Origin of the sequence: Faecalibacterium sp. I3-3-33 (assembly GCF_023347295.1) — a bacterium.
Classification (GTDB): domain Bacteria; phylum Bacillota; class Clostridia; order Oscillospirales; family Ruminococcaceae; genus Faecalibacterium.
Genome location: NZ_CP094469.1, coordinates 1525204 through 1547430, shown reverse-complemented (window position 1 = coordinate 1547430; position 22227 = coordinate 1525204). Strand labels below are relative to the sequence as shown.

Sequence of the window (22227 nt, the reverse complement as noted above, 5' to 3'; positions counted from 1 at the left end):
TCCTCCACAACATATTATTCCAGATTCTGGATCTGCTCACGGATCTTTTCGATCTCCGCTTTCATATCCACCACGATGCGGGTGATGTCCAGATCCTGACACTTTGAGCCAATGGTATTGGTCTCGCGGTTCAACTCCTGCGTCAGGAAATCCAGCTTACGGCCCACGGGCTCGTCCAGCTGCAGGATATCGCGGTACTGTGCGATGTGGCTGCGCAGACGGACAGTCTCCTCATCCACGGCGGTCTTATCGCCAAAGATGGCGGCCTCGGTCAGCACACGGGCATCATCAATGTCACGATCCTGCAGGATGACCTTGAGCTTTTCGTACAGGCGGTTGGTGTAGTTCTCTACTCGGCCTGCGCTCAAAGCTTCCACCTTGCCGACACACTCTTCCAGAAACACAAGGCGGCTTTCCACATCGGCCTTCATCTTGGCACCCTCGGCGGCGCGCATCTCCACAAAACGATCCAGCGCCTGCGCGGTGACGGCAGACACATCCTGCCACAGCTGCTCCTCGTCCACATCGGCGTGGCGGGTGGTCAACACATCCGGGAAGCGGGTCAGAACGGCGGTGGACACATCATTTTTGACCCCAAGCTGCTCGGACAAGTCCCGCATGGCCTGCTGATAACTGCGGGCAAGCTCCATATTGACGGCGACCACGGTATCTGCTGCGTCCACGTTCTGCACGGTCATGCTAAGCTCCACCTTGCCGCGGGAGATCCGCTGGTTGAGCTGTTTTTTCAGGCGGCTGTCCAGAGAACTGCAGGTGCGTGGGATGCGGGAGGAATACTCGAAATAGCGGGAGTTCACGCTGCGCAGCTCCACAGTGATCTCGCGGCCATTGAGCACGGCAGTCCCTCTGCCGAAACCGGTCATGCTTAAGATCATACTAGCTCCTATTCTTTTGCGGTTTAACTTCGGTTTTTCTGTATAGGTATCCGCTTTGGGCACACAAGCCCATGTTACGATACATATAACATCATTTTACTATTCTTTTCTGAAAAATTCAAGGTGCAGACTACATCCGCGCAAAAAACGCAGTGGCCATTTTTGCTGCTACATGCTTGGCAACAGCCAAAATAACATGGCATCAGCAGATATCGCCTTTTCGTGCAATGTTTCCTATAAAAATTATAACCCCGCGTTTTCACGCAGGGTTATAATGTCAGTTCGTCTTATAAACGCAGGTCACACTGGTTTGCAGGATATCCGCGTTAAGCAGCGTGCGCTCCACCCAATGGATGTTGTCAGCAATGGTATCCAGAGAGACCTCGTACTCCTTGGCAATGCTTTCCATCGTGCGGTACTCGTAGCGATAGATCAAGGTCAGGATGAGTTTATCCATCATAGAGATCTTGGTAAAGCGGGTCTTGCGCTTGTGCTCCTGACGGTAAGCCTCATGCAGGGCCTGGAGCATCCGGTCAAATTCCAGCTTCGAAATGCCAAAATACAGTTGATAGTCCTGCTCCTGAAACTCAGCAATGCGCTGCTCCGGGATGCTTCGCATAGCATTTTCCTCCACATCTTTTGTTGTATTGTACGGCTATACCAACCATTATAAAAGGTATTGGGCGGCAAGTCAATGCGTAAGCAGAAGTTTTTCCAGTACTACCCCCACAGAGTACGCCCTGCACCTTTGCCGGATGCACAAAAAAGACTGCTGCACAGCATTTTGTGCAGCAGTCTTGAAAGGAACTTATTGATCAGACAGGATGAGACTGGTTGGTGTAGTCCACATGATCGCCGTCCACGCCCTGCTTTTTAGCATTGCGCTTATCGAAGAACTTGGGAGCGACCTGCGGGAACATGGCGTAGGTCAGCACGTCCTCTTCCTGCGTTGCCCACTTAGCAGCCTCGGCCTTCAGCTTGTCCATCTCGGGAGCCAGCGTGTCGGCAAAGCGGCAGGTAATGGGCTGCTCGTCGCCAAGGATCTTCTTGGTGAACTCAGGCTTGATAGGAGCGGGAGTCTTGCCGTAGTCGCCGTGGACCAGACCCTTGAACTCCTTGGTGACCATCTTGTAGCGCTCACCCAGGATCACGTTGAACACAGCCTGCGTGCCAACGATCTGGCTGGTGGGGGTGACCAGCGGCGGATAGCCTGCATCCTCACGGACGCGGGGGATCTCGGCCAGCACTTCGTCCAGCTTATCTTCCTTGCCAGCATCCTTCAGCTGCTTGAGCATATTGGAGAACATGCCGCCCGGCACCTGATACAGCAAAGTGTTGGCATCCACGCCCAGACTCTTGGGGCTGATCTGGCCGTTGGCGATGTACTTTTCGCGCAGCTTTGCAAAGTAAGCGCGCACGACATTCAGCTGCTTCAGATCCAGACCAGTGTCGTAGTCGGTGCCCTGCAGGGCAGCCACCAAGCTCTCGGTGGGCATGTGGCTGGTGCCAAGGCTCAGGGGGCTCATGGCGGTATCAATGATGTCGGCTCCTGCCTCGATGCCCTTGAGGATGGACATGGAAGCCAGACCAGCAGTGTAGTGGCTGTGGATATCCACAGGGATGCTGACGGTCTCCTTCAGCTTCTTGACCAGATCATAGCAGGTATAGGGGGTGAGCAGACCGGCCATATCCTTGATGCAGATGGAGTTTGCGCCCATCTCCTCCAAAGTCTTGGCGTAGGCTGCAAAATACTCGTTGTTGTGCACGGGGCTCAGGGTGTAGCTGATACAGCCCTGTACATGAGCGCCCTCCTTGTTGGCAGACTTGATTGCAGTCTGCAAATTGCGGGGGTCGTTCAGAGCGTCGAAGATGCGGATGACGTCGATGCCGTTGGCAACGGACTTCTGTACAAAGTACTCCACCGCGTCATCTGCGTAGGGACGGTAGCCCAGCATGTTCTGGCCGCGGAACAGCATCTGCAGCTTCTGGTGCGGCAGCTCCTTGCGCAGGATGCGCAGACGCTCCCAAGGATCCTCGTCCAGGAAGCGGATGCAGCTGTCGAACGTAGCGCCGCCCCAGCACTCCACGGAGAAGTAGTTGATCTTGTCCATTTCGGGCAGGATGGGGCGCATCTCGTCCATGGTCATACGGGTAGCCAGCAAAGACTGGTGCGCATCACGCAGGACGACCTCGGTCACCTTGATCGGCTTTTTTGCCATGGTAGTCACCTCTTCCTTAGTTCATGGAAACCAGAACGTCACCGGAGTTGACGGTATCGCCCTTGTTCACGTTGATGGAAGCCACGGTGCCATCCTGCGGAGCAACGATTTCGTTCTCCATCTTCATGGCCTCGAGGATGACCAGCACGTCGCCGGCCTTGACAGAAGCACCGGCAGCGACCTTGACATCCAGAATGTTGCCGGGCATGGGAGCCTTAACGGCAACAGCACCGGCGGCACCAGCGGCTGCCTTGGGAGCAGCTGCGGGTGCGGGAGCGGCCTTGGGTGCGGCGGGTGCTGCAACGGGAGCAGCAACAGGAGCAGCGCCTGCGGCGGTTTCCTCAACGGAAACGCTGTAAGCAACACCATTGACAGTAATATTGTAGTACTTCATGGAAGGATCCTCCAATTCAAAATCGAACTCAATTAACTTACATTCGGACGCTTACAGGGCCATATTGCCGTGCTTCTTGGGCAGGCGAGCGGCGCGCTTGGTGCTCAGCAGCTCCAGTGCAGCCACAACGCTGGCGCGCACATTGGCGGCATCGCAGCTCATATCGGCAGCACCGGCAGCCACTGCGCTGGCAGCGCTGCACACCTCAGCGGTGTAAGCAGCAGTCTTTGCCTTGGTGGCAGCAATGATGTTGTCGGAAGCATCGATCTCATCCTTGTACAGCACGCTGACAGCGGCGCTGGGCTCCAGTGCGCTGACGGTGCAGCCGGTCACAGCAATGCGCAGGTCGGCAGCAGCCAAAGTGGTGTACACAGGGCCCACAGCCTTACCGGCCAGCACTGCCACCTTTGCGGTGGTAGCATCGGCGTAGGTAGCAGCCAGACGGGCAGCCTCGCGGATGCCGCCAGCCACGTCATCGGTGACGCTGGGCACAAAGCCCTCAGTATCCACGATGGTGACCACAGGTACACTGAAGGCATCGCACAGGCGCACAAAGCGGGAAGCCTTGGCTACGCAGTTGTGGCACAGCTGCTTGCCGGTTGCCACAACGCCCACAGCGTTGCCGCCGATGGTTGCAAATGCGGTGTAGACAGACTTGCCAAAGCCTGCGTACAGCTCCACGGCGCTGTCCTTATCGATCACAGCGGCAGCAGCCTTTGCGGGCTCGGCACCGGCAGCCAGAACAGCGGTGGGCTGCTCGAACTCGAAGATAGCCGGGCCGGTCAGGTTGTTGGCGGGCAGCAGACCCACGATGTGAGCAGCCTTTTCAGCAGCCTCTGCGGCATCGGCTGCCACGATGGAAGCCACGCCTGCCTTGGCGGCAGCAGCGGCGCTGCCTGCATCGGCGACCTTATCGCCCTTGGCAGCGGAGGTGAACGGAGCGGTGAAGAACAGCTCTGCGCCCTCGGTCATGATGCAGACGTCTGCGTTGGCAGCGCTCAGAGCGCTGGTGCCGCCGCAGACACCCAGAACAACGGCCACCTGCGGAACAACGCCGGAGACCTTTGCGATCTGTGCATTCAGCTTTGCACTGGCAGTCAGCACATCTAGACCCTCGGCCAGCTTTGCACCTACCGAGTTATAGAAGGTGACCACCGGGCAGCCGGTCTGTGCAGCCATTTCCAGAACCTTGATGTTCTTTTCAACATCCTTTACGGTGACAGCCTCGCCGTTCTGATAAACAGCGTAAGCCTGCTGACCTGCAGCATAGCCGCAGGCAGCGCTCACTGCACCATCAGCAAACAGCGCAGTGTATTCCCCGTCATCGAAGAACTTGGCGAGGATTTCTCCCTTATTGATCTTTGAAGCCATAATTAGACCTCCTGGTTGTCTGTGTGAGCTTTCAAAATTATATTCATTATACAGAAGATGGCAAAAAAATGCAAGAGATTCTATAAAAATCCATGCGATTCAACATCCATCTCTGATGGAAAGCCAAATTTTTAACGAATCATCGTTTTGCACGTTTTATCTGGGCAAAGGTTCCTGCGCGCCCTTTTTACGGATGTAGAAATTTTCCCGGTTTTTTTGGCGAAACTGCACCCGCCTGTTGCGTTTTCTTTCGGTTGCGTTTATGTTACACTATATTAAAATATTAAAAATCATAATTGCCGGGCAGTCTGCCAAACTGTATCCATGCGGTGCACAGTGCACGCGAAAAGCCCGGCAAAAATGAAAAAGAGGTTGAAGCTATTTTGAAGCGATTCTCTGCCAAGCTCCGGCAGCAGGAGCAGATCTACCGTTCCCTACACGATGCTGCCCGTTCCCTGCTTTCGCCAAAGGGGCGGGTATTTCTGCTTTTTCTGTTGTTTTATAAGGTACTGACAAACCTCCTGCTCGTACCGGCGTTGCAGCTGATCTGGGCGCTGACGCTGCGGTTCGCGCCCATCCGCTACCTCAACAACAAGACCGCATCCCACATCTTTGCCTCCCCTGCCATTATCGGGTGCATTGCTGTGCTGGCGGTACTGGCAGCCTTCTGGAGCCTGTATGAAATCGCCACGATGCTGCAGCTGCTGACACGGATACGGCACGGGGAACCGCTGCGGGCAAGGGTGGTGTTCCGGGACGCCTTTTGCAGCCTTGTGCGGGTGTTTCTGCCGCAGAACCTCCCGCTGCTGCTGTATGGCGTTGCCCTGATCCCGCTGACGGACTTTTTTCTGGCGGCAAACCATCTGACCCAGTTTGCCGTGCCGGAATATCTCTGGGGGCTGCTGAAAGCGCATGCTACCAATCGTTTTCTATTTACTCTTGCGGTGCTTTGTGTGCTGGCGCTGCTGCTGGACGGGCTTGTGGTGCTGCCAAAATTCCTGTTGGAACGCAAAAGCTTTGGCTGTGCGTTTGTAGAGAGCCTGCACATTTTGCGCAGCCGCGCCGGGCAGCTGCTTGCACTGGCACTGCGCTGGATGCTGACCGCAGCTGCGCGCACCGGGCTGATGCTGCTGTGCGGAGCAGCGCTGTTCTATTGTGTCATCCTTGGTGTCGGCTTTGCCAGCACTGCTGCCCTGCTGGCGCTTTCCCGTGCGGCGCTGCTGATCGAGCTACCGTTCCTTTGCCTGCTCATGGACTGTACCATGACGGCAGCGCAGAGCACGCTTACGGACGCACTGTATGAAGTGATCCGACAGTCCGATACAGCGCAGCCGATTGTTTCCGGTGTGCTCCCTGCCCTGCACCGTGAGCAGACGGTACTGGCCGGGATGATGGCCTGCGCCGCACTGGTCACCTGCGGCGTGGCAGCGGTATATCTGCTGTTCCCGCAAACGCAGCCGCTGCAAAGCGTTCTGGGCCTTGCCGACCCGGTGATCACCTACCACCGGGGCTACTCTTCCCGTGCACCGGAAAATACCATGGCTGCCTTCGAGGCCGCGCTGGAAGATGGCAGTCCCCGCATTGAGCTGGACGTGCAGATGACCTCTGATGGCGTAGCCGTGGTGACCCACGACACCAGCCTGCGCCGGTGCACCGGCTACAACGCCAACATCTACGACCTGACCTATGCACAGGTGCAGCAGCTGGATGCCGGACGCTGGTTCCATCGGCAGTTTACAGGCATTTATATTCCAACGCTGGAAGAGATTCTGGCACTGTGCAAGGGTAAGGCAGAGCTGAACATTGAGATCAAGCCCAGCACCTTTACGCCAACATTGGAGTCTGAAACGGTGCGTCTGATCCACGCATACGATTACGGTGCAGACTGCGTGGTCACCTCCCAGAGCTACGAGACCCTGTGCAAGGTGAAGGAACTGGACCCAGACATTACTACCGGGTATATTCTTGCGCTGGGCGTGGGCACATACTATGACCTGCCCGCCGCAGACTTTTTCAGTGTGGAATCGACCTTTATCACCGCCGGTATGGTGCAGCAGATCCATCTGCGCGGCAAGACCATCTCCGCATGGACCATCAACCGTCAGCAGGATGCCGAAAAGCTGCTGCAGCTGGGCGTGGATGACCTGATCACTGACAAGCCCGAGATCATTGCACCGCTGCTGGCACGGGACAAGGCACTGGATAACCGTCTGCTCTGGCTGCGGGATCAGATCCAGGAACTGTTCGCTGCACCGGACGCTGAAGAAACGATGGATGTAGAGGAGACGATCGAGGACGCCATTGAGGATCCCAAAGAAGTTTTGGACGAAGCATAAACAAAAAACTTTTTATAGCAATACCGGGCAGTCTGCGGGCTGCCCGGTATTTGCATTTTCACAAACATACAAAAAGGAGCCGCAGCCCCCTGTTACAGGTACTGCGGCTCCCCTTTTGTCTTTGGAAGTTTAAATTACTTCACCATGCTTGCAACTTCAGATGCGAAGTCGTCAGCACGCTTCTCCAGACCCTCGCCCTTGACAAAGCGGGCGAACTTGACGATCTTGATCTCGCCGCCCAGATCCTTAGCGACCTTAGCGGTGTACTGAGCAACGGTCAGGTCGCCGTCCTTGACGAACTCCTGATCGACCAGGCAGTTCTCCTTGAAGAACTTCTTGATCTTGCCCTCGATCATCTTCTCCTTCACAGCCTCAGGCTTGTTAGCGGTCTTGGGATCCTGAGCCATCTGAGCCAGCATGATCTCCTTCTCCTTAGCCACGACCTCGGCGGGGACAGAAGCCTCGTCGACGTAGCCGGGGTTCGCAGCAGCGACCTGCATAGCGATGTCCTTGCCGTAAGCAACGAACTCGTCCTTAGCGTCGATGTCGTTGGTGGTCTCGAAGTTGACCAGAATGCCGTGGGTGCCGCCGCCGTGGACGTATGCAGAGCAGACGCCCTCGTAACGGGTGAAGCGGCGAACCTTGATGTTCTCCTTGATGACCAGGATCAGGTTCTTCAGAGCCTCGTCAACGGTCTCGCCAGACTCGGTCTTGCATGCCATCAGAGCCTCGACATCAGCGGGGTTCTGCTTCATGATGACCTTGGTGGCCTCCTTGACGAAGTCAACGAACTTGTCGTTCTTGGCAACGAAGTCGGTCTCAGCGTTGACCTCGATGACAACACCGACCTTGCAAGCGGGGCAGTAGTCAGCGTAGACCATACCCTCGGCAGCAACGCGGCTTGCCTTCTTGGCGGCGGTAGCCAGACCACGCTCGCGCAGGATCTCGATTGCCTTCTCGAAGTTGCCGTCAGCCTCGGTCAGAGCCTTCTTGCACTCCATCATGCCGCAGTCGGTCTGCTTGCGCAGTTCCATAACGTCCTTTGCAGAAATAGCCATTTTTGTTTTCTCCCTTACACGTTATTTGATTGGTTGCGGAATGGGAAATCAGGCGTTTGCTGCGTCCTCGGCGGGAGCGGCTTCCTGGTTGCCCTGCTTGCCTTCCAGCACAGCGTCAGCCATAGCGCCGGCGATCAGCTTGACAGCGCGGATAGCGTCGTCGTTGCCGGGGATCACGTAGTCGATCTCATCGGGGTTGCAGTTGGTATCAACGATAGCAACGATGGGGATGTTCAGCTTGCGGGCCTCAGCAACAGCGATGCGCTCCTTGTGAGGATCGACGATGAACATAGCCTTCGGCAGGGTCTTCATGTTCTTGACACCGCCCAGGTACTTGTCCAGCTTCTCCATCTCCAGCTCCAGCTTAGCAACTTCCTTCTTGGGCAGCAGCTCGAAGGTGCCGTTCTCCTTCATCTTAGCCAGCTGATCCATACGGTCGATACGCTTACGGATGGTGCGGAAGTTGGTCATCATGCCGCCCAGCCAACGAGCGTTGACGTAGTGCATGCCGCAGCGCAGAGCCTCGTCACGGATGGACTCCTGAGCCTGCTTCTTGGTGCCGACGAACAGGATGTCGCCGCCCTCAGCTGCAACTTCCTTCACGTAGTTGTAAGCCTCGTCCAGCTTCTTCACGGTCTTCTGCAGGTCAATGATATAGATACCATTGCGCTCGGTGAAGATGTACTTAGCCATCTTGGGGTTCCAGCGGCGGGTCTGGTGACCGAAGTGCACACCTGCCTCGAGAAGCTGCTTCATAGAAACGACTGCCATAATAAAATACCTCCAGATATTGTTTTGCCTCCGCACACCGTGATCTGCACGGTACATCGGGTACCGGCGGACTGCCCTCAACCCAAAAGGGCACAAAAGGGCATAGTGATGCGTGTGTAATGCTTTGTTATAATAGCACAAAAAGAATGCGGTTGCAAGTAGTTTTCTCTGTTTTGTATAAAGAATTCCTTGTTTTTTCTCTTATTTGCCCGTATTCATCCCGCTCAGGCCCGCAACACCCATGCGGTTGAGGGCGTATCCCTTGCCGAACATCAGGTCGTATTGCAGCATCCAGTGCTCGTTCGTCCAGCGCTGCTGGAACTCCGTGGGCTGCTGGGTGGTGGTGCCGTCCAGGTTCATGGTGGTGCCGCGGGTGCAGCTGCGGCTGGCAACCCGCAGCTGCCGGTTGAGGAACTGGAAGTACAGCGGCTGCTCCAGCCCAAACAGCTCCATCATCACCGGGGAGATATCGTAGGCGGCAATGGTGCCAAAGTCCACCTGCTGCTGGCTGTAATTCGACCACATCAGCAGCGTGGTCTGGTGCAGACGGGGGTCAGTGCTGGAGCCGCTAGCGTAGCCGGTGGTGGTGTAGACATCGTAGTTGGAATCGATGGGGTTATAATGGTCGCCCCAGAACACCAGAATGACCGGCTCGTCCACCTGAGAGAAATACGCCGTCAGCTTGCCCAGCATGGCGTCTGCATCCCGGATGCCGGTAGCGAAATCTTCCAGCGCGCCCACGGTGCTGCTCTTGAGCCCCACCGGGTGGGATACAACGTGCACCCGCTCATCGTCCGGGTAGTTATCCCTATTATAATTGGTATGGTTCTGCATGGTGACCGCGTGCAGGAAGATGGGCTTATCAGAGGAAGTGCTCATCTTCTCGTACTGCTGAATGATCTGGTCGGCCATGGAGTCATCGGTCACAAGGCCGCTGGTCCAGTAGTGCTTGCGCACCTTGGTCACGCCGTGCATATCTTCCAGACTGATAAAATCGCTGAAGCCGAGGTTGGGGTAGGCCTTATCGCGGCTCCAGTATTTTGCCCAGAAGCAGTGCACCGCAGCGGTCTGGTAGCCCTTGAGCTTGAGGTAATTGGGCAGGGCGAACATGGGCTTTGTGACGTGCTGCTGGTAGGGCTTGCTGCCGCTGGGCAGGAAGGACACGGAGTAGCCGGTCAGCGCTTCAAATTCCACGTCACAGGTGCCGCCGCCAAAACTGGGGCTGTATGCCCTGCCGTAGGCGCTGGTCTGCTGCAGAGCGTGGAGGTTCTGCGATACATCGGTATCAAAGGTGATGCCGTACTGTTCCAGCTCAGAAACATCCCAGTAGGACTCGTCCATCACATAAATAATGGTAGGCTGCTTTGCCTGCTCCTCCTTGGGGGTAGTGACGGCATAGCTGCCCGCATACATGGGGCCGGTAGAGAATTTCTCGCTCTCGGCTACGTTATCCAGAATATCGTCCACTGCCTGTTCCGAGTAGCCCTCGGGCTTGTCGATCTCCAAATTGGTGAGGTTGGTCATAAAACCGGTAAGTACACCGTAGTAGCGGTAGTAGCGATCCTGCATCCACGCGTCCGGCGTGATGCCCAAAACCTGCGTGACGGCGGGCTGTAAGTAAACGCCAAACACCAGTAGGCATAGCGCCGCTGCCGAAGCGCCGCTGCCCGCAAGCCTTGGCAGCCAGCGCTGGCGCAGCCGCCCGCGGTAAACAAAGAAGCTTGCCACCGTCAGTGCCAGTACCAGCACAATAGAGACCACCATGCTGGTCTGCAGCTTGAGCCCGGCAGCAGAGGCCACACCGGCGGCCTCAGACACCTGCATCAGGTCCCACGGCAGAAAGGGCTCACCTCGCAGCTGCATGGTATAGAAGTTTACTGCGCAGGGCGCACAGCCCAGAACGGCCATACCCAGCGTAGCAAGCGGCGGGATGCGCAGCACCCAGTCCAGCAGTTCCCACACCAGAAACAGCAGCAGCCATGCCAGCAGATACGCCCCGAAATGGGGAAAAATAAAGCTGATAAAGGTATCAGCGGTCAGCGACCCGCGCGCGATCCACTCGCCCAGCAGCAGCACGATAAGAGAAGCTGCCGCCGGGAAGAGCATCCGCAGGGTCAACAGCGGTTTGGATGTTTTCATAGTCGATATTCCTTTCCACGTCCCGAACCCTATTTCCAAAGTGGCTGTGCTATTTGCACAAGCCTTTCGTGCCTATTATAGTCATTTTGCCGAAAATGTCCATTCATGATTTTACAAAAATTCGTGTTTGATTTTTCAAAATATTCCCCTATTTTTCACAGACCCAGCTTTGCCCGCAGCTGCTGCCAGAAGCCGTGAGGTGCTGCCGGTGCTTTTGGCACAGCAGTATGCACCAGAATTGCGTCTGTGCCGATTGTTTCGATCTCCTGCCACGGGATGGTCAGGCTCTCATCCCGACCCAGCAGCCCCAGCAGCCGCGGCCTGCCCAGCAAGATCAGGCATTGCAGCTGCGCCGTTGCGGGGTCAAACTCCAGATCGTCCGCACGGCCAAGGCACACCCCCTGCTCCAGCTGAACGACCTCCTTCTCGCACAATTCCTGGATCGTCACAGCGCTCTCCCCTTTCTGTCACAGCATACGCCGGGGCGGCATTTTCTATGCCAAAAGGGGTGGAAAGCACCCACCCGGTTGTGGTATACTATGGAAAATATCTGAGAAATATATCCAAAACAAGCGAGGCAGCAGTTATGTATAAAAGCATTATTTTTGATATCGGCGGTGTACTGGTGGATTTTGACCCCAAGGCGTACCTTGTAGACCGGCTGTGCAACGCCGAAATGGAAGAAAAAGTCTATGACCTGACCTTTGGCAGCGAGGAGTGGCAGCTGCTGGATGCAGGCAAGCTTTCCCGCTACGATGGCAACCAGCGGATGCTGGAGCATGCCCGCGCCGAGGGCTGCGCCTTTGAGGTGCAGGGCGTGCTGGACGACTGGATGCACATTCTGCGCCCGCGTCTGCGGATGCTGGAACTGGTGCGGCGGCTGAAGAACCACGGCTATTGCGTGTATTACCTGAGCAATATTCCGCAGGATGTGCTGGAATTGCTGACCGAGCGCGGCGTGCTGGCCCAGTTTGACGGCGGCGTAGCCTCCTGTGAAGTTCAGGTAAACAAGCCTGACCCGCAGATCTACAAGGCTCTGCTGAAGAAGTATCAACTGAAGTCCAGCGAGTGCGTATTTATCGACGACAGGCTGGAAAACGTGCAGGCAGCCTTTGCGCTGGGATTTGCCGGTATCCAGATGAAGGACAGCGTAGGAACTCTGATCCGCAGCCTTGCCACCTGTAACGTGACGCTGCGCTGAGTATTGATACAGTAAAACGCAGCAGCCCCTGCCGGAAAGGTCTCTCCGGCAGGGGCTGCTTTGCGTTGGTGGGAACTTACTTTTCCTCGTAGCTCTGGCAGTAGTGCGGGGTCTCCACCTGCTGAGTGGTGCAGCTGCACTGCTCCGTCACCTTGATCTGCGGCAGATCACATTTGCAGCCGTCCACATTGTGGCAGCACGCGCAGACATCACAGGTCACGCCGATGTTTTCCATGCTTATCACCTCTTTGTCCATAGGTTGCCCTGTGGAGCGAAGGTTTATACATGGGTTTTATCCGTTTGCCTTTTTGGCTTCCCGCTTGGACTTGAGCGTGACCGCCACATGCCTGATGGACAATACCGGGTGCACCGGCAGCATACGCGGGCCTGCCCAGCGCATGACAGCGCGGATCTTCTCCCGCATTTCCGGTTTATAGCAATGGACTTTACAGGCGGAACAGAAGGTTTTTGTTTCCATAAACGGGCACTTTTCGATGCGTGCAAGCGCATAATCGTGCAGCTGCTGGCACTCCGGGCATAAAGCGCCTTTGGGGGTATCGTGCTGTTTGCGGCAGTAGAGTGCGATCATCTCGCTGACAAGCAGTTTTTCATCTGCACGCTTTTTATCCAAGTTTTTTGGGGGTTGCTGCATCGGGTCCGTTCCTCCTGATCGTTTCTTATTCTCTTTTACGGCCAGACCGGCGCGCAGCACGGCGCACTGCACCGCGTAAAAACGCAAAGCCAACCGTAACACTGATTGCCGCAGCCATTTCCATATACACCGCCTTTATCAAAAACGGCAGGGGCTACCGGATTGTTCGTCCGCTTTCCCCTGCCGCAAATTTTACATTGTTACGATACTCTGTGCAAAGGCTGCTGCATCCTTAATGAATGTTAGAACTATCTAACTTTTATCGCTATATAAATGCCGTTACACGGCAAGTTATAGTTTAGCGCAGCAAACCATTTTTGTCAAGAGAGTGCTTTCCCGGCAAAGCTTACCAAGCGGCCAGATCTGCACCCAGCTTACGGCAGGCAGCCTGCACATCATCATCGGGCGTTTCGTTGCAGATGAGGCCTTCCTCGCTGAACAGCTGTGCGCCGTCATCCTGCGCGCGCTGCGCCCAGTCACGCATCCACTGGCCATCGCCCCAGCCGTAGGAGCCGAACAGTGCGATCTTTTTGCCGTTCAAGGAGCCTTCCAGTGCAGCAAACATGGGCTCGAACTCGCTCTCCTCCAGCTGCTCTGCACCCATAGCCGGGCAGCCAAAGGCCACCACATCAAACTCTGCCAGCTTTGCGGGGGTCATCTCGGTGCAGGGCACGAGGGTGCCGTTGGCGCCTGCGCCCTCGGCGATGCAGTTTGCCATGGTCTCGGTGTTGCCGGTTGCGCTCCAGAATACGATTGCTACTTTGCTCATAAAACTCTACCTCTTTCTCTGCGTAGTTAGTTTAGAATAACTTCATGTTCTGTGAAAATGCGTCCATATTTCATGACGCATTTTTGTAGTTAGTATTTTCTAACCATCAACAGGATACCACAGCCCTGCCCCGCTTGTCAAGGCATTGGCGCAATGTTTGCATGATGCAACAATCCTGCCTTTTCTAAAGCACACAAAGGGGGTATTTCAGCTGCCCAATATGCGGAAAACCACCAGCAGCACCCCGTAGATGACCGGCTGGTGCAGCAGATACAGCAGCAGTGAATGCCGTCCAAGCCAGCCCAGCGGCGGGCAGACCGAGCGGCGCAAGAACTCCATACGCTGCCGCCCTACAACGCCGTAGAGAAAGTACCCCACCCAGAACAGAAACAGCCACGGCAGAAGGGCAAAATAATCCGTAGAATAGAACCAGCACGGATAAAAGCCAAAGTACGCTGTAACGTAGTTTGCATACAGTGTCTGCGGCAGCCAGAGGCGCAAACTGCCAAAGCCCAGATAGCCTGCCGAAACATTGCGGGTAAGGGCAAACAGCACTGCCGAGACGGCAAGCCCTGCCGCCGGGGGAATGCGCCGCAGCGGCTTTTCCAGCAGACCAGTCAGCAGCATGGCGCTGCCCAGCAGGGTCAGCACGCCAAAAACGACCCTGTCCTCCGGCATAAAAAGCAGTGTGACCGCCGTGACCAGCGCCCCTGCCCCGAACACCTGTGCGCCCCGGCGCAGGGTATGATGCCCCAGCTGCACACAGAAACCAGACAACAGAATAAATACCCAGCAGATGCTCTGCTGCCACAGATGCCCGGGCAAGCCATAATACCAGCCTGCCTGAATGCCGAACAGATAGACCAGATCCCAGCAGCCGTGATAGAGCATCATACTGACCAGATCCAACCCGCGCAGCTCGTCCAGAAGGGCGTAGCGGCCAGAAGTGTTACTGTACTTCACTGCGTTTTCCTTCTTTTTCACGCTGTCACACCGTTTTGCGGCGCAGCAGGCTCATGGGCGGCAGCTCCGGGGTGGGCACGGTGTATTTTTCCATAGCGTGAGGAGTACTTTCCACCCGCTCCCCTGCTTCGTTCTCGATCCATTCCGGGGCAAGCGCAATGCTGCGCCCGTCCGGGCACAGTGCCTCCAGCGTATCCCCAAGGCTCCATTTGCCGCGCTGCTGGCAGTGGGCGATACCGTTTTCCCAGCTGTCCACCGTGCCCACGAATTCCCACTCGCGGATATAGGTAGCGCTGTCGGTGGCCTGCTTAGCCTGCTCGCGGCCAAAATAGAAGCCGGGAGAGTAGTGCCGGTGGCTGGTGCGGGTGAGTTCCTCGTACACCTCCGGCGGCAGCTCAAAGTTATCGTTTGCCGGGTCAGCCAGATAGGCGTCCAGTGCCTTGCGGTAGGCGGCGGTGACGCTGGCGACATAGTAGAAGGTCTTGGCGCGGCCTTCGATCTTCAGGCTGTCCACGCCCGCTTTGCAGATCAGGTCGAGGAAGGGCGCAGTGCACATATCGTTGGCGTTAAGGATGTAGCTGCCATTCTCGTTTTCGCCGATCTCGTACAGCTGGCCGGGGCGGGTCTCCTCGCTCAGGTAGTACTTCCAGCGGCAGGGCTGGGCGCACTGACCGCGGTTAGCGTCACGTCCGGCCATGTAGTTGGACAGCAGACACCGGCCGGACACGCTCATGCACATCGCACCGTGCACAAAGGCTTCGATCTCCAGCTCCGGCGGGGTCTTATCGCGCAGGATGGCGATATCCTGCAAGGTCATCTCTCGGGCCAGCACCACCCGCTTTGCGCCCATTTTGTAGGCGGCGCGGGCAGCTGCCCAGTTGGTAATGCCGGTCTGGGTGGAAAGATGCACGTCAATGTCCGGGGCAAAGGTCTTGCAGGCGTCCAGCACACCAAGGTCTGCCACGATAAAGGCATCCACACCGGCTTTGGCGGCCTCCTTGATGGCCTCCGGCAGGCGGTCGGCTTCCTCGTTGGTGGGCAGGGTATTCATGGTCAGGTAGACCTTACGGCCGCGGGCATGGGCGTAGATGACGCTTTCCGTCAGCTGCTCCGGGGTGAAATTAGCCGGGGCAGAGCGCATACCGAACTCCGGCAGGCCGCAGTAAACGGCATCGGCACCGTAGTTGATGGCATAACGCAGACGTTCCGCATCGCCCGCCGGGGCAAGCAGTTCCGGGATCTGTAACATTTGTAGGTTCCTCTCTTATGTATCACAGTTTTTAACGGGAAAGGGGCCGCTGCACCGTGTTTTTAGTGCAGCGGCCTTTCCTCAGTTTTTCAGGCTTTTGTTCACAGCTGCGGCAGTTTTGCAGTTGGCGTTATGCTCTGCCAGCGTGTGGGCGTAGTAGTAGTTGCCCTTGAGGTCGGTCACAAAGAAGTAAGCGTCCTTGGCGTCCTCATCGGGCTGCGGCTCCAGCGCCGCCTTGATGGCGGCAAGGCCGGGGTTTGAGATAGGGCCAGCGGGCAGGCCGATGCAGCTGTAAGTGTCGTATGCTGCAAGAATATTTTCCGGGATATCGTCCCAGCCGCCGTAGTAGGGCGCGACCCAGTTCCAGAGATAGTTATTGTCGGCATCGCTCTGGATATGGCTGGAAGTGTTGCTTTGCAACCGGGGGTAGGGCGAGTCCTCCGCCAGACGGTTGCGGAACACCTGCGCAACGTTGGAGTCCTGACTGTTGCCCGCTTCCTCCTGCACAAAGGAGGCAAGGGTGACCAGTTCTGGCAGGGTCATGTCCTGCTCCTTGAGAGCTGCATACATTTCGGCGGTGATCTGCGCGTCGAACTGAGCGTAGAAGGTTGCCACATAGTTGTGCACCGTATCGTCCTTCAAAAACTCGTAGGTCTCCGGGAAAAGATAACCCTCGCACTTCATAAAGCGGTTCGGGGCATCTTTATCCTCCGGGACATACTGCCAGAAAGTATATGCGCTGAAATCACCCTCGTTGGCTTCCTTCAAAAACTCCTTGGCGGTGCACAGACCGGCGGCTTCCATCTTCTGGGCAATGGCAATGGCCGTGGTGCCCTCCGGGATGGTCACCCGCACCGTTTCTGCCTTGGCATACTGGGAAAGGGTGGCGATGATCGCATCGTAGGAAATCGCACTGGTCTGCAAGACAAAATCGCCGTACTGAAGCTTTGCGTCAGCACCCTTTTCCCCCACATACCAGCGGAACAGATAGGCAGAGCGGATAACGCCCGCCTCCTTCAGCTTGTTGGCAATAGCCGCCACGCCGCTGCCCTGCGGGATGCTTACGGTCACCTCTGTGCTGCCGGGTGCACCATTGCCGTGAATCTCATTGTAGGCAAACCGCACCGCTGCGCCTGCTGCCAGAAGGAGCAGCAGAAGCACCACCAGCAGAATTTTGCCTGCGCCGCCCTTTTTGCGGGCTGCGTGTGTATCATTGTGTGCCATACGCACCTTCCTTTTTTCAGTTTTCCAGCATCAGACGCAGATAGCTTTCACTTACGTCAAAAGGCTCTGCGTCAAAGCGGATCATGCCGTATTCCTGCCGGGTACCCTCGCCCAGAAACAGCGGCTGGGCAGCGCCTACCGTGATGACCGCCTTTTCCACGATAACTTCCTTCTCGCGGGCAGCTTCCATCAAAATCTCGGCGGCGCGGTCGCTGTCAGCCATCATCTCCACAAAATACAGAGTATCCTCCTTGCGGAAGTAGATGCCGTAACCATGCTCGTTGGACACGATGGTAGCGCCCCGGGCGTACAGCTCCTGCAACACCACCGCCATGCGTTCCGGGCTCAGCTGCACGGTATCCTTCCAGAATTGCTCCCGCAGCTCGCACAGTTTTTTGGCCGTAACCGTGTCAAATTCCGCTTGGCTCCACAGGTTGCGGCTCACCTCGCGGGGCAGGCAGCGCAGGGCAAAGGCCTGTGCAAAGCCCTTATCCTGCAGCAGAGCGGCCTGTGCTGCATCTGCCGGGACTGCCACGGTGAAGCCTGCGCCCCGCAGCTTTTGCTGGGCGCACAGGGTATCCAGCAGACCCGCCAGCAGCAGACTGCCCTCGCCGCACAGGCACAGGTAATTGCCCGTGCGCCCCTGCAGGGTGACCGGCACAGCCAACGCAGCCGCCACGATGGTATCGTTTTCATCGGCTACATAAATGTTCTGCACACCGGCAAAGCGTTCCAGTACCATTTTTGCAAAATCTTCGGTATCATGATGCTGGCTCTGCCACAAAGCCAGCACTGCCGCCTCGTCAGACGGCTGCATCAGACGATACATCGTTCAGGATGCCCCCTCTTATCGTATTTTATCGTTCAGCCCAGTGTTTTCCGGGCAAGCTGCTGTACCTCTTGCTGGATCTCTTCAATACTGCGCATTGCGTCCCCGCTGGTGCAGTGCACGGTATCCCAGCCAAGATGCCGGGCGCAGAACTCGGCAGCGGCGCGGCTGCGCGCCAGATAGGCGGTATCTTTCTCGTGCACGTCCTTTTTGCTCTCGTCGCCGTGGTAGCGCTGGGTCATCAGCCGCTGGCTGACCGCCGGGTCTACCTGTAAATAGATGACCCTGTCCGGTGCGGGCAGACCCAGCAGACGGAACTCGTAGTCAAACAGCCAGCGCAGGTAATCTTCCCACTGCTCCTGCGGTAACTTAGAGCACTGATGCACCGCATTGGAGGTGGTGTATCGATCGGCGATGATCACACCGCCCTGCTCATAAAAGCTGCCCCAGCTGGTTTTATAGCTGGCATAGCGGTCCACCGCGTAAAAGCTGGAAGCCGCATAGGCGTTTACATCGTCCGGGTGCTGGCCGAACTGCCCCGCCAGATACATCTTGACCAGTGCGCTGGAATCGCTGGCATAATCCGGGAAGGTGATCTTCTGCACCGGCACGCCCTGCGCGGCAAGATGCTCTGCCAGCAGCTTTGCCTGTGTAGCCTTGCCACTGCCGTCCAGCCCTTCCAGTACGATCAGTTTGCCTTTGCTCATACGGCGGCACCTTCTTTGATAGCGGTATATTTTGCGCGCACCTCGGTGGTCTTGCCACAGCACATCTTGCCCTCCGGGCAGGGGCCGCACAGGCAGGCGGGGCCAGCCTTGGCAAAGATATGGGGTGCTACCGGGTAAACCAGCGTGAACATCTTTTCAGCCAGTTCCCGGATCTCCCACTGGGCGCGGTTGCAGCAGCGCAGCTGGAAGAAGTTCATCAGGCTGCGGGCGTTCATAGTGACCACCATTTTGGTCTCGCAGGCGTTGGGCAGCACAAAGCGGGCATCCTCGTTGGCCTGTTTAGAAGCCTTGGCGCGGGCCTGCCTTTCAGGCATTCCCTCGGCCATCAGGCGGGCGGTGTGCCCCTCCTCCAGCTTATGGGCAAGGTCGAGATAACGCTGGGCGTCCTCCTCCATACTGGCAAGGAAGGCAGCCTTTGCTTCTGGGATAGCCTCGATCTCCGGGGGCGTCACATAGCGGAAATCATCCAGACGCACATAGCGCTGGCTCTGCACGCTGAAGGACGCGATGCGGTGCCGGGTGATCTGGGCAAGCAGAGTACGGCTGACCCCCTCGATGCCAAAGGTAAAGCTGGCGTGCTCGATGGGGCTGGCATGGCCAAGGTCACTGAGCATGGTCAGGAATTTTGCAGTTTTTTCCTCGTCCAGCCCATCCAGAAGGTCGGTGATGTGGGCGTCGGAGTAGCAGAGCTTTGCGGCAGCCGCCACCACCTTTTCCGGTTCCGGGGTGTGGGCGATCAAACGAACAGTCATCATAGGGTCTTATTCCTCCGTAATCTTGGTCAGGGGCGCAAAATTGGCCATCGTTTTCTTGATGCCCACTTTTTCAAAGTTGATCTCCACGATCTGATCCCCGGCAGCGGGCTTTACCTTCAGCACCGTGCCGCGACCGAATACCTTGTGCTCCACGATGTCACCCGGTTCATAGTGCTTTGCGCCAGAAGCTGCCGGTTTTGCAGCGGAATTCGCCGTAAAGGCCGTTTGCTTTACAGCATTTTTTGTCGTATTGCTGCCGGAATATGCAGAGCCAAATCCGCTGCTTCTGGTAGTCGGCTGGGTGGAGCTGTTGCCATAGTGACTGCCAAAACCGGAGGAAGCGGTGCTTCTTCCGCCGTAAGAGGAGCCGAAACCACGGCTTTCACCGGCGTTATATTCCCGGTTCAGGTAGCCGCTGCGGCTGCCTGAGCTGTAACCGCCGCCGTAGCTGCTACGGCTATAGCCGGAGGGGCCGGAGTAACCGGATGCCCCGCCGGGCACGGTATCGCTATAACTGCTGCCCCAGCCACCCATACGGGAACGCTGCTCCAGCACAGGGCTGCGGGTCTCCTCGATGTATTCCGGCTCGATCTCCCGCAGAAAGCGGCTGGGCTCGTTGCGCTGGGTGCGGCCATACAGCATCCGGGTGACGCTGTTGGAGATGTACAGCTCCTTTTTGGCGCGGGTGATGCCGACGTAAGCCAGACGGCGTTCCTCTTCCAGATCTGCTTCGGAGTACTTGCTCATCTCGCTGGGGAAAACGCCCTCCTCCATGCCGATGAGGAACACATAAGGGAACTCCAAGCCCTTGGCAGAGTGGATGGTCATCAGCACCACCTGATCGCTGCTCTCGTTATAGCTGTCGATATCGCTGATAAGGGCGATATCTTCCAGATAGCCCTCCAGCGTGGCTTCCTCGCCGTGCTGGTCGCAGTAGTTTTTAACGTTGTTCACCAGCTGACCCAAGTTCTGCAGACGGTCGGCGGCATCCTCGTGCCCCTTGGCGGCGTCTGCTTCCAGCATGGCCTTATAGCCGGTCAGCTCAATGACATCGGAAGCGAACTCGTCCAGCGTGCGGGTGGCAAGAGAATCCTGCAGGCGCTGATAAATCTGCCAAAACTTGAGCAGCGGCATGACCGCGCGGGAGAGCTTTGCGTACTGGTCCGCATGGCTGATGACATCCAGCATGCTGACCCCCTGCTGTCCGGCAAGGTCTGCAATGACGTCCACGGTGGTAGCACCAATCTTACGGGCGGGCTCGTTGATGATGCGGCGCAGCCGCACATCGTCCCGGGGGTTGGCCACGATGGACATATAGGAGTGGATGTCCTTGACCTCCTTACGGTCGTTGAAGCGCTGCCCGCCCACGATCTTATGCGGGATACCCGCGCGGGTGAAGTAGCTTTCGATGGGAGCCGACTGGGCGTTCATGCGGTAGAGGATGGCATGGTCTGCCAGATGGCCGCCCGCCTTCAGGTGCTGGCCGATGACATCCGCGATGTGGCTGGCTTCATCCTGCTCGTTCTCGGCGGTGTACACCTGCACCTTATCGCCCTCGCCGTTGTCCGTCCACAGGGTCTTGCCCTTGCGCTCGGTGTTGTGCTGGATGACGCAGTTGGCTGCGTTAAGGATGTTGGAGGTAGAACGATAGTTCTGCTCCAAACGGATGGTCTTGGTTCCGGGATAGAGCTTTTCAAAATTGAGAATGTTCTCAATGGTAGCGCCGCGGAAGCGGTAGATGCTCTGGTCGTCATCGCCCACTACGCAGATGTTGCGCTCCGGCCCGGTGAGCAGGCTGACCAGACGGAACTGCGCCACGCTGGTATCCTGATACTCGTCCACCAACAGGTAGCGGTACTTATTCTGGTAGAATTCCCGCACATCCGGGTGGTCGGCCAGCAGCTGCACGGTCTGGTAGATGAGGTCATCAAAATCAAACGCGCCGGCCTCTTTCAGCTTTTTCTCGTAAGCTGCGTAGATGCGTGCGGTCTGGGTGCTCTTCACGTCTCTGGCGTGGTCTGCAAGGGCCTGCTCCGGGCTGACCAGCTGATCCTTCCAGCGGCTCATCTGGTTGATGGCGGCTTTGATGGGCAGGAATTTATCGTCGATGCTCAGCTCTTTATACACCGTTTTCATCACGCGCTGAGCATCGTCTGTATCATAGATGGTAAAGCTGCGGGGGTAGCCGTTCTCCTCTGCCCAGCGGCGCAGGATACGCACACAGGCCGAGTGGAAGGTGGAGGCGAACACCTCGTCCCCTTCCTCGCCGCCCAGCATCCGGCGCAGACGCTCTTTCAGCTCTCCTGCCGCCTTGTTGGTAAAGGTAATGGCCATCACGTTCCAGCTGCGCACCGCGTTGTGGCGCAGCATTCCGTCCAGCCAGCTTGGGGCATCGGTACCGGTCATGATGGCGGTGCGCAAGGCCTTGACGTCCTCCTCGGTCACCGGGCGGGGCGTTTCTTTGGAGCCGTGTGCCGAGCCAAACCGGATGAGGTTGGCGATGCGGTTGACCAGCACAGTGGTCTTGCCGCTGCCCGCACCGGCAAGGATGAGCAGCGGGCCATCCGTGGTAAACACAGCCTGCCGCTGCATATCGTTCAGGCGGCCGAATTGCTTTTCAATGTAAGTATCACGCAGGGTGCAGAATTCCTGCCCGAGAGATGCTGCCATGGTTTC

Annotated in this window: 21 protein-coding genes; 2 read left to right on the top strand and 19 right to left on the bottom strand. The window is 57.1% G+C overall.

All coding sequences use genetic code 11. The features are described 5' to 3' along the window. Nucleotides 1–14: 14 nt before the first annotated feature. From MTP39_RS07390 to MTP39_RS07370, 5 genes are all read right to left on the bottom strand, one after another. Nucleotides 15–893, bottom strand: coding sequence for a YicC/YloC family endoribonuclease (locus MTP39_RS07390; RefSeq protein WP_249240014.1), 879 nt, complete (start codon nt 891–893; stop codon nt 15–17). Between the two features lie 277 nt (nt 894–1170). Next, nucleotides 1171–1512 (bottom strand): DDE transposase family protein, encoded by a 342-nt coding sequence (locus MTP39_RS07385; protein WP_055184463.1) that lies wholly within the window; start codon nt 1510–1512, stop codon nt 1171–1173. 196 nt (nt 1513–1708) lie between these two features. Beyond that, entirely contained in the window at nt 1709–3112 is a 1404-nt protein-coding gene (locus tag MTP39_RS07380; protein WP_249240013.1) for an oxaloacetate decarboxylase subunit alpha, read from the bottom strand. Between the two features lie 16 nt (nt 3113–3128). Then, nucleotides 3129–3506: a biotin/lipoyl-containing protein gene (locus MTP39_RS07375; protein ID WP_249240012.1), complete on the bottom strand. Its 378-nt coding sequence runs from the start codon at nt 3504–3506 to the stop codon at nt 3129–3131. A gap of 51 nt (nt 3507–3557) precedes the next feature. After that, complete coding sequence (locus tag MTP39_RS07370) at nt 3558–4877, bottom strand: carboxyl transferase domain-containing protein (protein WP_249240011.1); 1320 nt, start codon at nt 4875–4877, stop codon at nt 3558–3560. A gap of 383 nt (nt 4878–5260) precedes the next feature. Between MTP39_RS07370 and MTP39_RS07365 the strand changes: the two genes are divergently transcribed. Then, the gene (locus tag MTP39_RS07365) at nt 5261–7213 is read left to right on the top strand and encodes a glycerophosphodiester phosphodiesterase family protein (protein ID WP_249240010.1); all 1953 of its coding nucleotides are present in this window, start codon (nt 5261–5263) and stop codon (nt 7211–7213) included. A gap of 134 nt (nt 7214–7347) precedes the next feature. Here MTP39_RS07365 and tsf read toward each other — a convergent pair whose 3' ends face one another. From tsf to MTP39_RS07345, 4 genes are all read right to left on the bottom strand, one after another. Further along, nucleotides 7348–8271: a translation elongation factor Ts gene (tsf, locus tag MTP39_RS07360; RefSeq protein WP_249240009.1), complete on the bottom strand. Its 924-nt coding sequence runs from the start codon at nt 8269–8271 to the stop codon at nt 7348–7350. Nucleotides 8272–8319: 48 nt separating this feature from the next. Further along, entirely contained in the window at nt 8320–9042 is a 723-nt protein-coding gene (gene rpsB / locus MTP39_RS07355) for a 30S ribosomal protein S2 (protein WP_015538473.1), read from the bottom strand. A gap of 201 nt (nt 9043–9243) precedes the next feature. Beyond that, nucleotides 9244–11181, bottom strand: coding sequence for an LTA synthase family protein (locus MTP39_RS07350; protein WP_249240008.1), 1938 nt, complete (start codon nt 11179–11181; stop codon nt 9244–9246). 155 nt (nt 11182–11336) lie between these two features. Beyond that, entirely contained in the window at nt 11337–11630 is a 294-nt protein-coding gene (locus MTP39_RS07345) for a PRC-barrel domain-containing protein (RefSeq protein ID WP_249240007.1), read from the bottom strand. Nucleotides 11631–11767: 137 nt separating this feature from the next. Between MTP39_RS07345 and MTP39_RS07340 the strand changes: the two genes are divergently transcribed. Beyond that, the gene (locus tag MTP39_RS07340) at nt 11768–12382 is read left to right on the top strand and encodes an HAD family hydrolase (protein ID WP_249240006.1); all 615 of its coding nucleotides are present in this window, start codon (nt 11768–11770) and stop codon (nt 12380–12382) included. A 76-nt stretch (nt 12383–12458) separates the two neighbouring features. Here MTP39_RS07340 and MTP39_RS07335 read toward each other — a convergent pair whose 3' ends face one another. From MTP39_RS07335 to MTP39_RS07290, 10 genes are all read right to left on the bottom strand, one after another. Beyond that, nucleotides 12459–12617 carry a hypothetical protein gene (locus MTP39_RS07335; RefSeq protein WP_015538470.1) on the bottom strand — a complete coding sequence of 53 codons (159 nt, stop codon included), beginning with the start codon at nt 12615–12617 and terminating at the stop codon, nt 12459–12461. 57 nt (nt 12618–12674) lie between these two features. Beyond that, nucleotides 12675–13034, bottom strand: coding sequence for a nitrous oxide-stimulated promoter family protein (locus MTP39_RS07330; RefSeq protein WP_249240005.1), 360 nt, complete (start codon nt 13032–13034; stop codon nt 12675–12677). Nucleotides 13035–13380: 346 nt separating this feature from the next. After that, nucleotides 13381–13803, bottom strand: coding sequence for a flavodoxin (locus MTP39_RS07325; RefSeq protein ID WP_249240004.1), 423 nt, complete (start codon nt 13801–13803; stop codon nt 13381–13383). Nucleotides 13804–14010: 207 nt separating this feature from the next. Beyond that, nucleotides 14011–14766, bottom strand: coding sequence for a heparan-alpha-glucosaminide N-acetyltransferase (locus MTP39_RS07320; protein WP_249240003.1), 756 nt, complete (start codon nt 14764–14766; stop codon nt 14011–14013). Between the two features lie 25 nt (nt 14767–14791). Next, complete coding sequence (locus MTP39_RS07315) at nt 14792–16015, bottom strand: peptidase U32 family protein (protein WP_249240002.1); 1224 nt, start codon at nt 16013–16015, stop codon at nt 14792–14794. Between the two features lie 81 nt (nt 16016–16096). Further along, nucleotides 16097–17239 carry an endolytic transglycosylase MltG gene (gene mltG / locus MTP39_RS07310; RefSeq protein WP_249240001.1) on the bottom strand — a complete coding sequence of 381 codons (1143 nt, stop codon included), beginning with the start codon at nt 17237–17239 and terminating at the stop codon, nt 16097–16099. A gap of 16 nt (nt 17240–17255) precedes the next feature. Continuing rightward, entirely contained in the window at nt 17256–18068 is an 813-nt protein-coding gene (locus MTP39_RS07305) for a hypothetical protein (protein WP_112089840.1), read from the bottom strand. Between the two features lie 35 nt (nt 18069–18103). Further along, complete coding sequence (locus MTP39_RS07300; protein ID WP_249240000.1) at nt 18104–18775, bottom strand: dTMP kinase; 672 nt, start codon at nt 18773–18775, stop codon at nt 18104–18106. After that, nucleotides 18772–19551 (bottom strand): FAD-dependent thymidylate synthase, encoded by a 780-nt coding sequence (gene thyX / locus MTP39_RS07295; RefSeq protein WP_249239999.1) that lies wholly within the window; start codon nt 19549–19551, stop codon nt 18772–18774. Before thyX ends, MTP39_RS07300 begins: the two co-directional genes overlap by 4 nt. A gap of 6 nt (nt 19552–19557) precedes the next feature. Continuing rightward, entirely contained in the window at nt 19558–22221 is a 2664-nt protein-coding gene (locus MTP39_RS07290) for a UvrD-helicase domain-containing protein (protein ID WP_249239998.1), read from the bottom strand. Nucleotides 22222–22227 lie beyond the last annotated feature (6 nt).

Excerpts from the sequence above, each read along its gene's own strand:
- MTP39_RS07390 (WP_249240014.1), bottom strand. The coding sequence starts at position 893 with ATGATCTTAAGCATGACCGGTTTCGGCAGAGGGACTGCCGTGCTCAAT.
- MTP39_RS07335 (WP_015538470.1), bottom strand. The coding sequence starts at position 12,617 with ATGGAAAACATCGGCGTGACCTGTGATGTCTGCGCGTGCTGCCACAAT.
- MTP39_RS07305 (WP_112089840.1), bottom strand. The coding sequence starts at position 18,068 with ATGTATCGTCTGATGCAGCCGTCTGACGAGGCGGCAGTGCTGGCTTTG.
- MTP39_RS07380 (WP_249240013.1), bottom strand. The coding sequence starts at position 3,112 with ATGGCAAAAAAGCCGATCAAGGTGACCGAGGTCGTCCTGCGTGATGCG.
- MTP39_RS07340 (WP_249240006.1), top strand. The coding sequence starts at position 11,768 with ATGTATAAAAGCATTATTTTTGATATCGGCGGTGTACTGGTGGATTTT.
- thyX (WP_249239999.1), bottom strand. The coding sequence starts at position 19,551 with ATGATGACTGTTCGTTTGATCGCCCACACCCCGGAACCGGAAAAGGTG.
- mltG (WP_249240001.1), bottom strand. The coding sequence starts at position 17,239 with ATGGCACACAATGATACACACGCAGCCCGCAAAAAGGGCGGCGCAGGC.
- MTP39_RS07315 (WP_249240002.1), bottom strand. The coding sequence starts at position 16,015 with ATGTTACAGATCCCGGAACTGCTTGCCCCGGCGGGCGATGCGGAACGT.
- MTP39_RS07325 (WP_249240004.1), bottom strand. The coding sequence starts at position 13,803 with ATGAGCAAAGTAGCAATCGTATTCTGGAGCGCAACCGGCAACACCGAG.
- MTP39_RS07375 (WP_249240012.1), bottom strand. The coding sequence starts at position 3,506 with ATGAAGTACTACAATATTACTGTCAATGGTGTTGCTTACAGCGTTTCC.
- MTP39_RS07385 (WP_055184463.1), bottom strand. The coding sequence starts at position 1,512 with ATGCGAAGCATCCCGGAGCAGCGCATTGCTGAGTTTCAGGAGCAGGAC.
- MTP39_RS07290 (WP_249239998.1), bottom strand. The coding sequence starts at position 22,221 with ATGGCAGCATCTCTCGGGCAGGAATTCTGCACCCTGCGTGATACTTAC.
- MTP39_RS07330 (WP_249240005.1), bottom strand. The coding sequence starts at position 13,034 with ATGCAGCAACCCCCAAAAAACTTGGATAAAAAGCGTGCAGATGAAAAA.
- MTP39_RS07370 (WP_249240011.1), bottom strand. The coding sequence starts at position 4,877 with ATGGCTTCAAAGATCAATAAGGGAGAAATCCTCGCCAAGTTCTTCGAT.
- tsf (WP_249240009.1), bottom strand. The coding sequence starts at position 8,271 with ATGGCTATTTCTGCAAAGGACGTTATGGAACTGCGCAAGCAGACCGAC.
- MTP39_RS07350 (WP_249240008.1), bottom strand. The coding sequence starts at position 11,181 with ATGAAAACATCCAAACCGCTGTTGACCCTGCGGATGCTCTTCCCGGCG.
- rpsB (WP_015538473.1), bottom strand. The coding sequence starts at position 9,042 with ATGGCAGTCGTTTCTATGAAGCAGCTTCTCGAGGCAGGTGTGCACTTC.
- MTP39_RS07300 (WP_249240000.1), bottom strand. The coding sequence starts at position 18,775 with ATGAGCAAAGGCAAACTGATCGTACTGGAAGGGCTGGACGGCAGTGGC.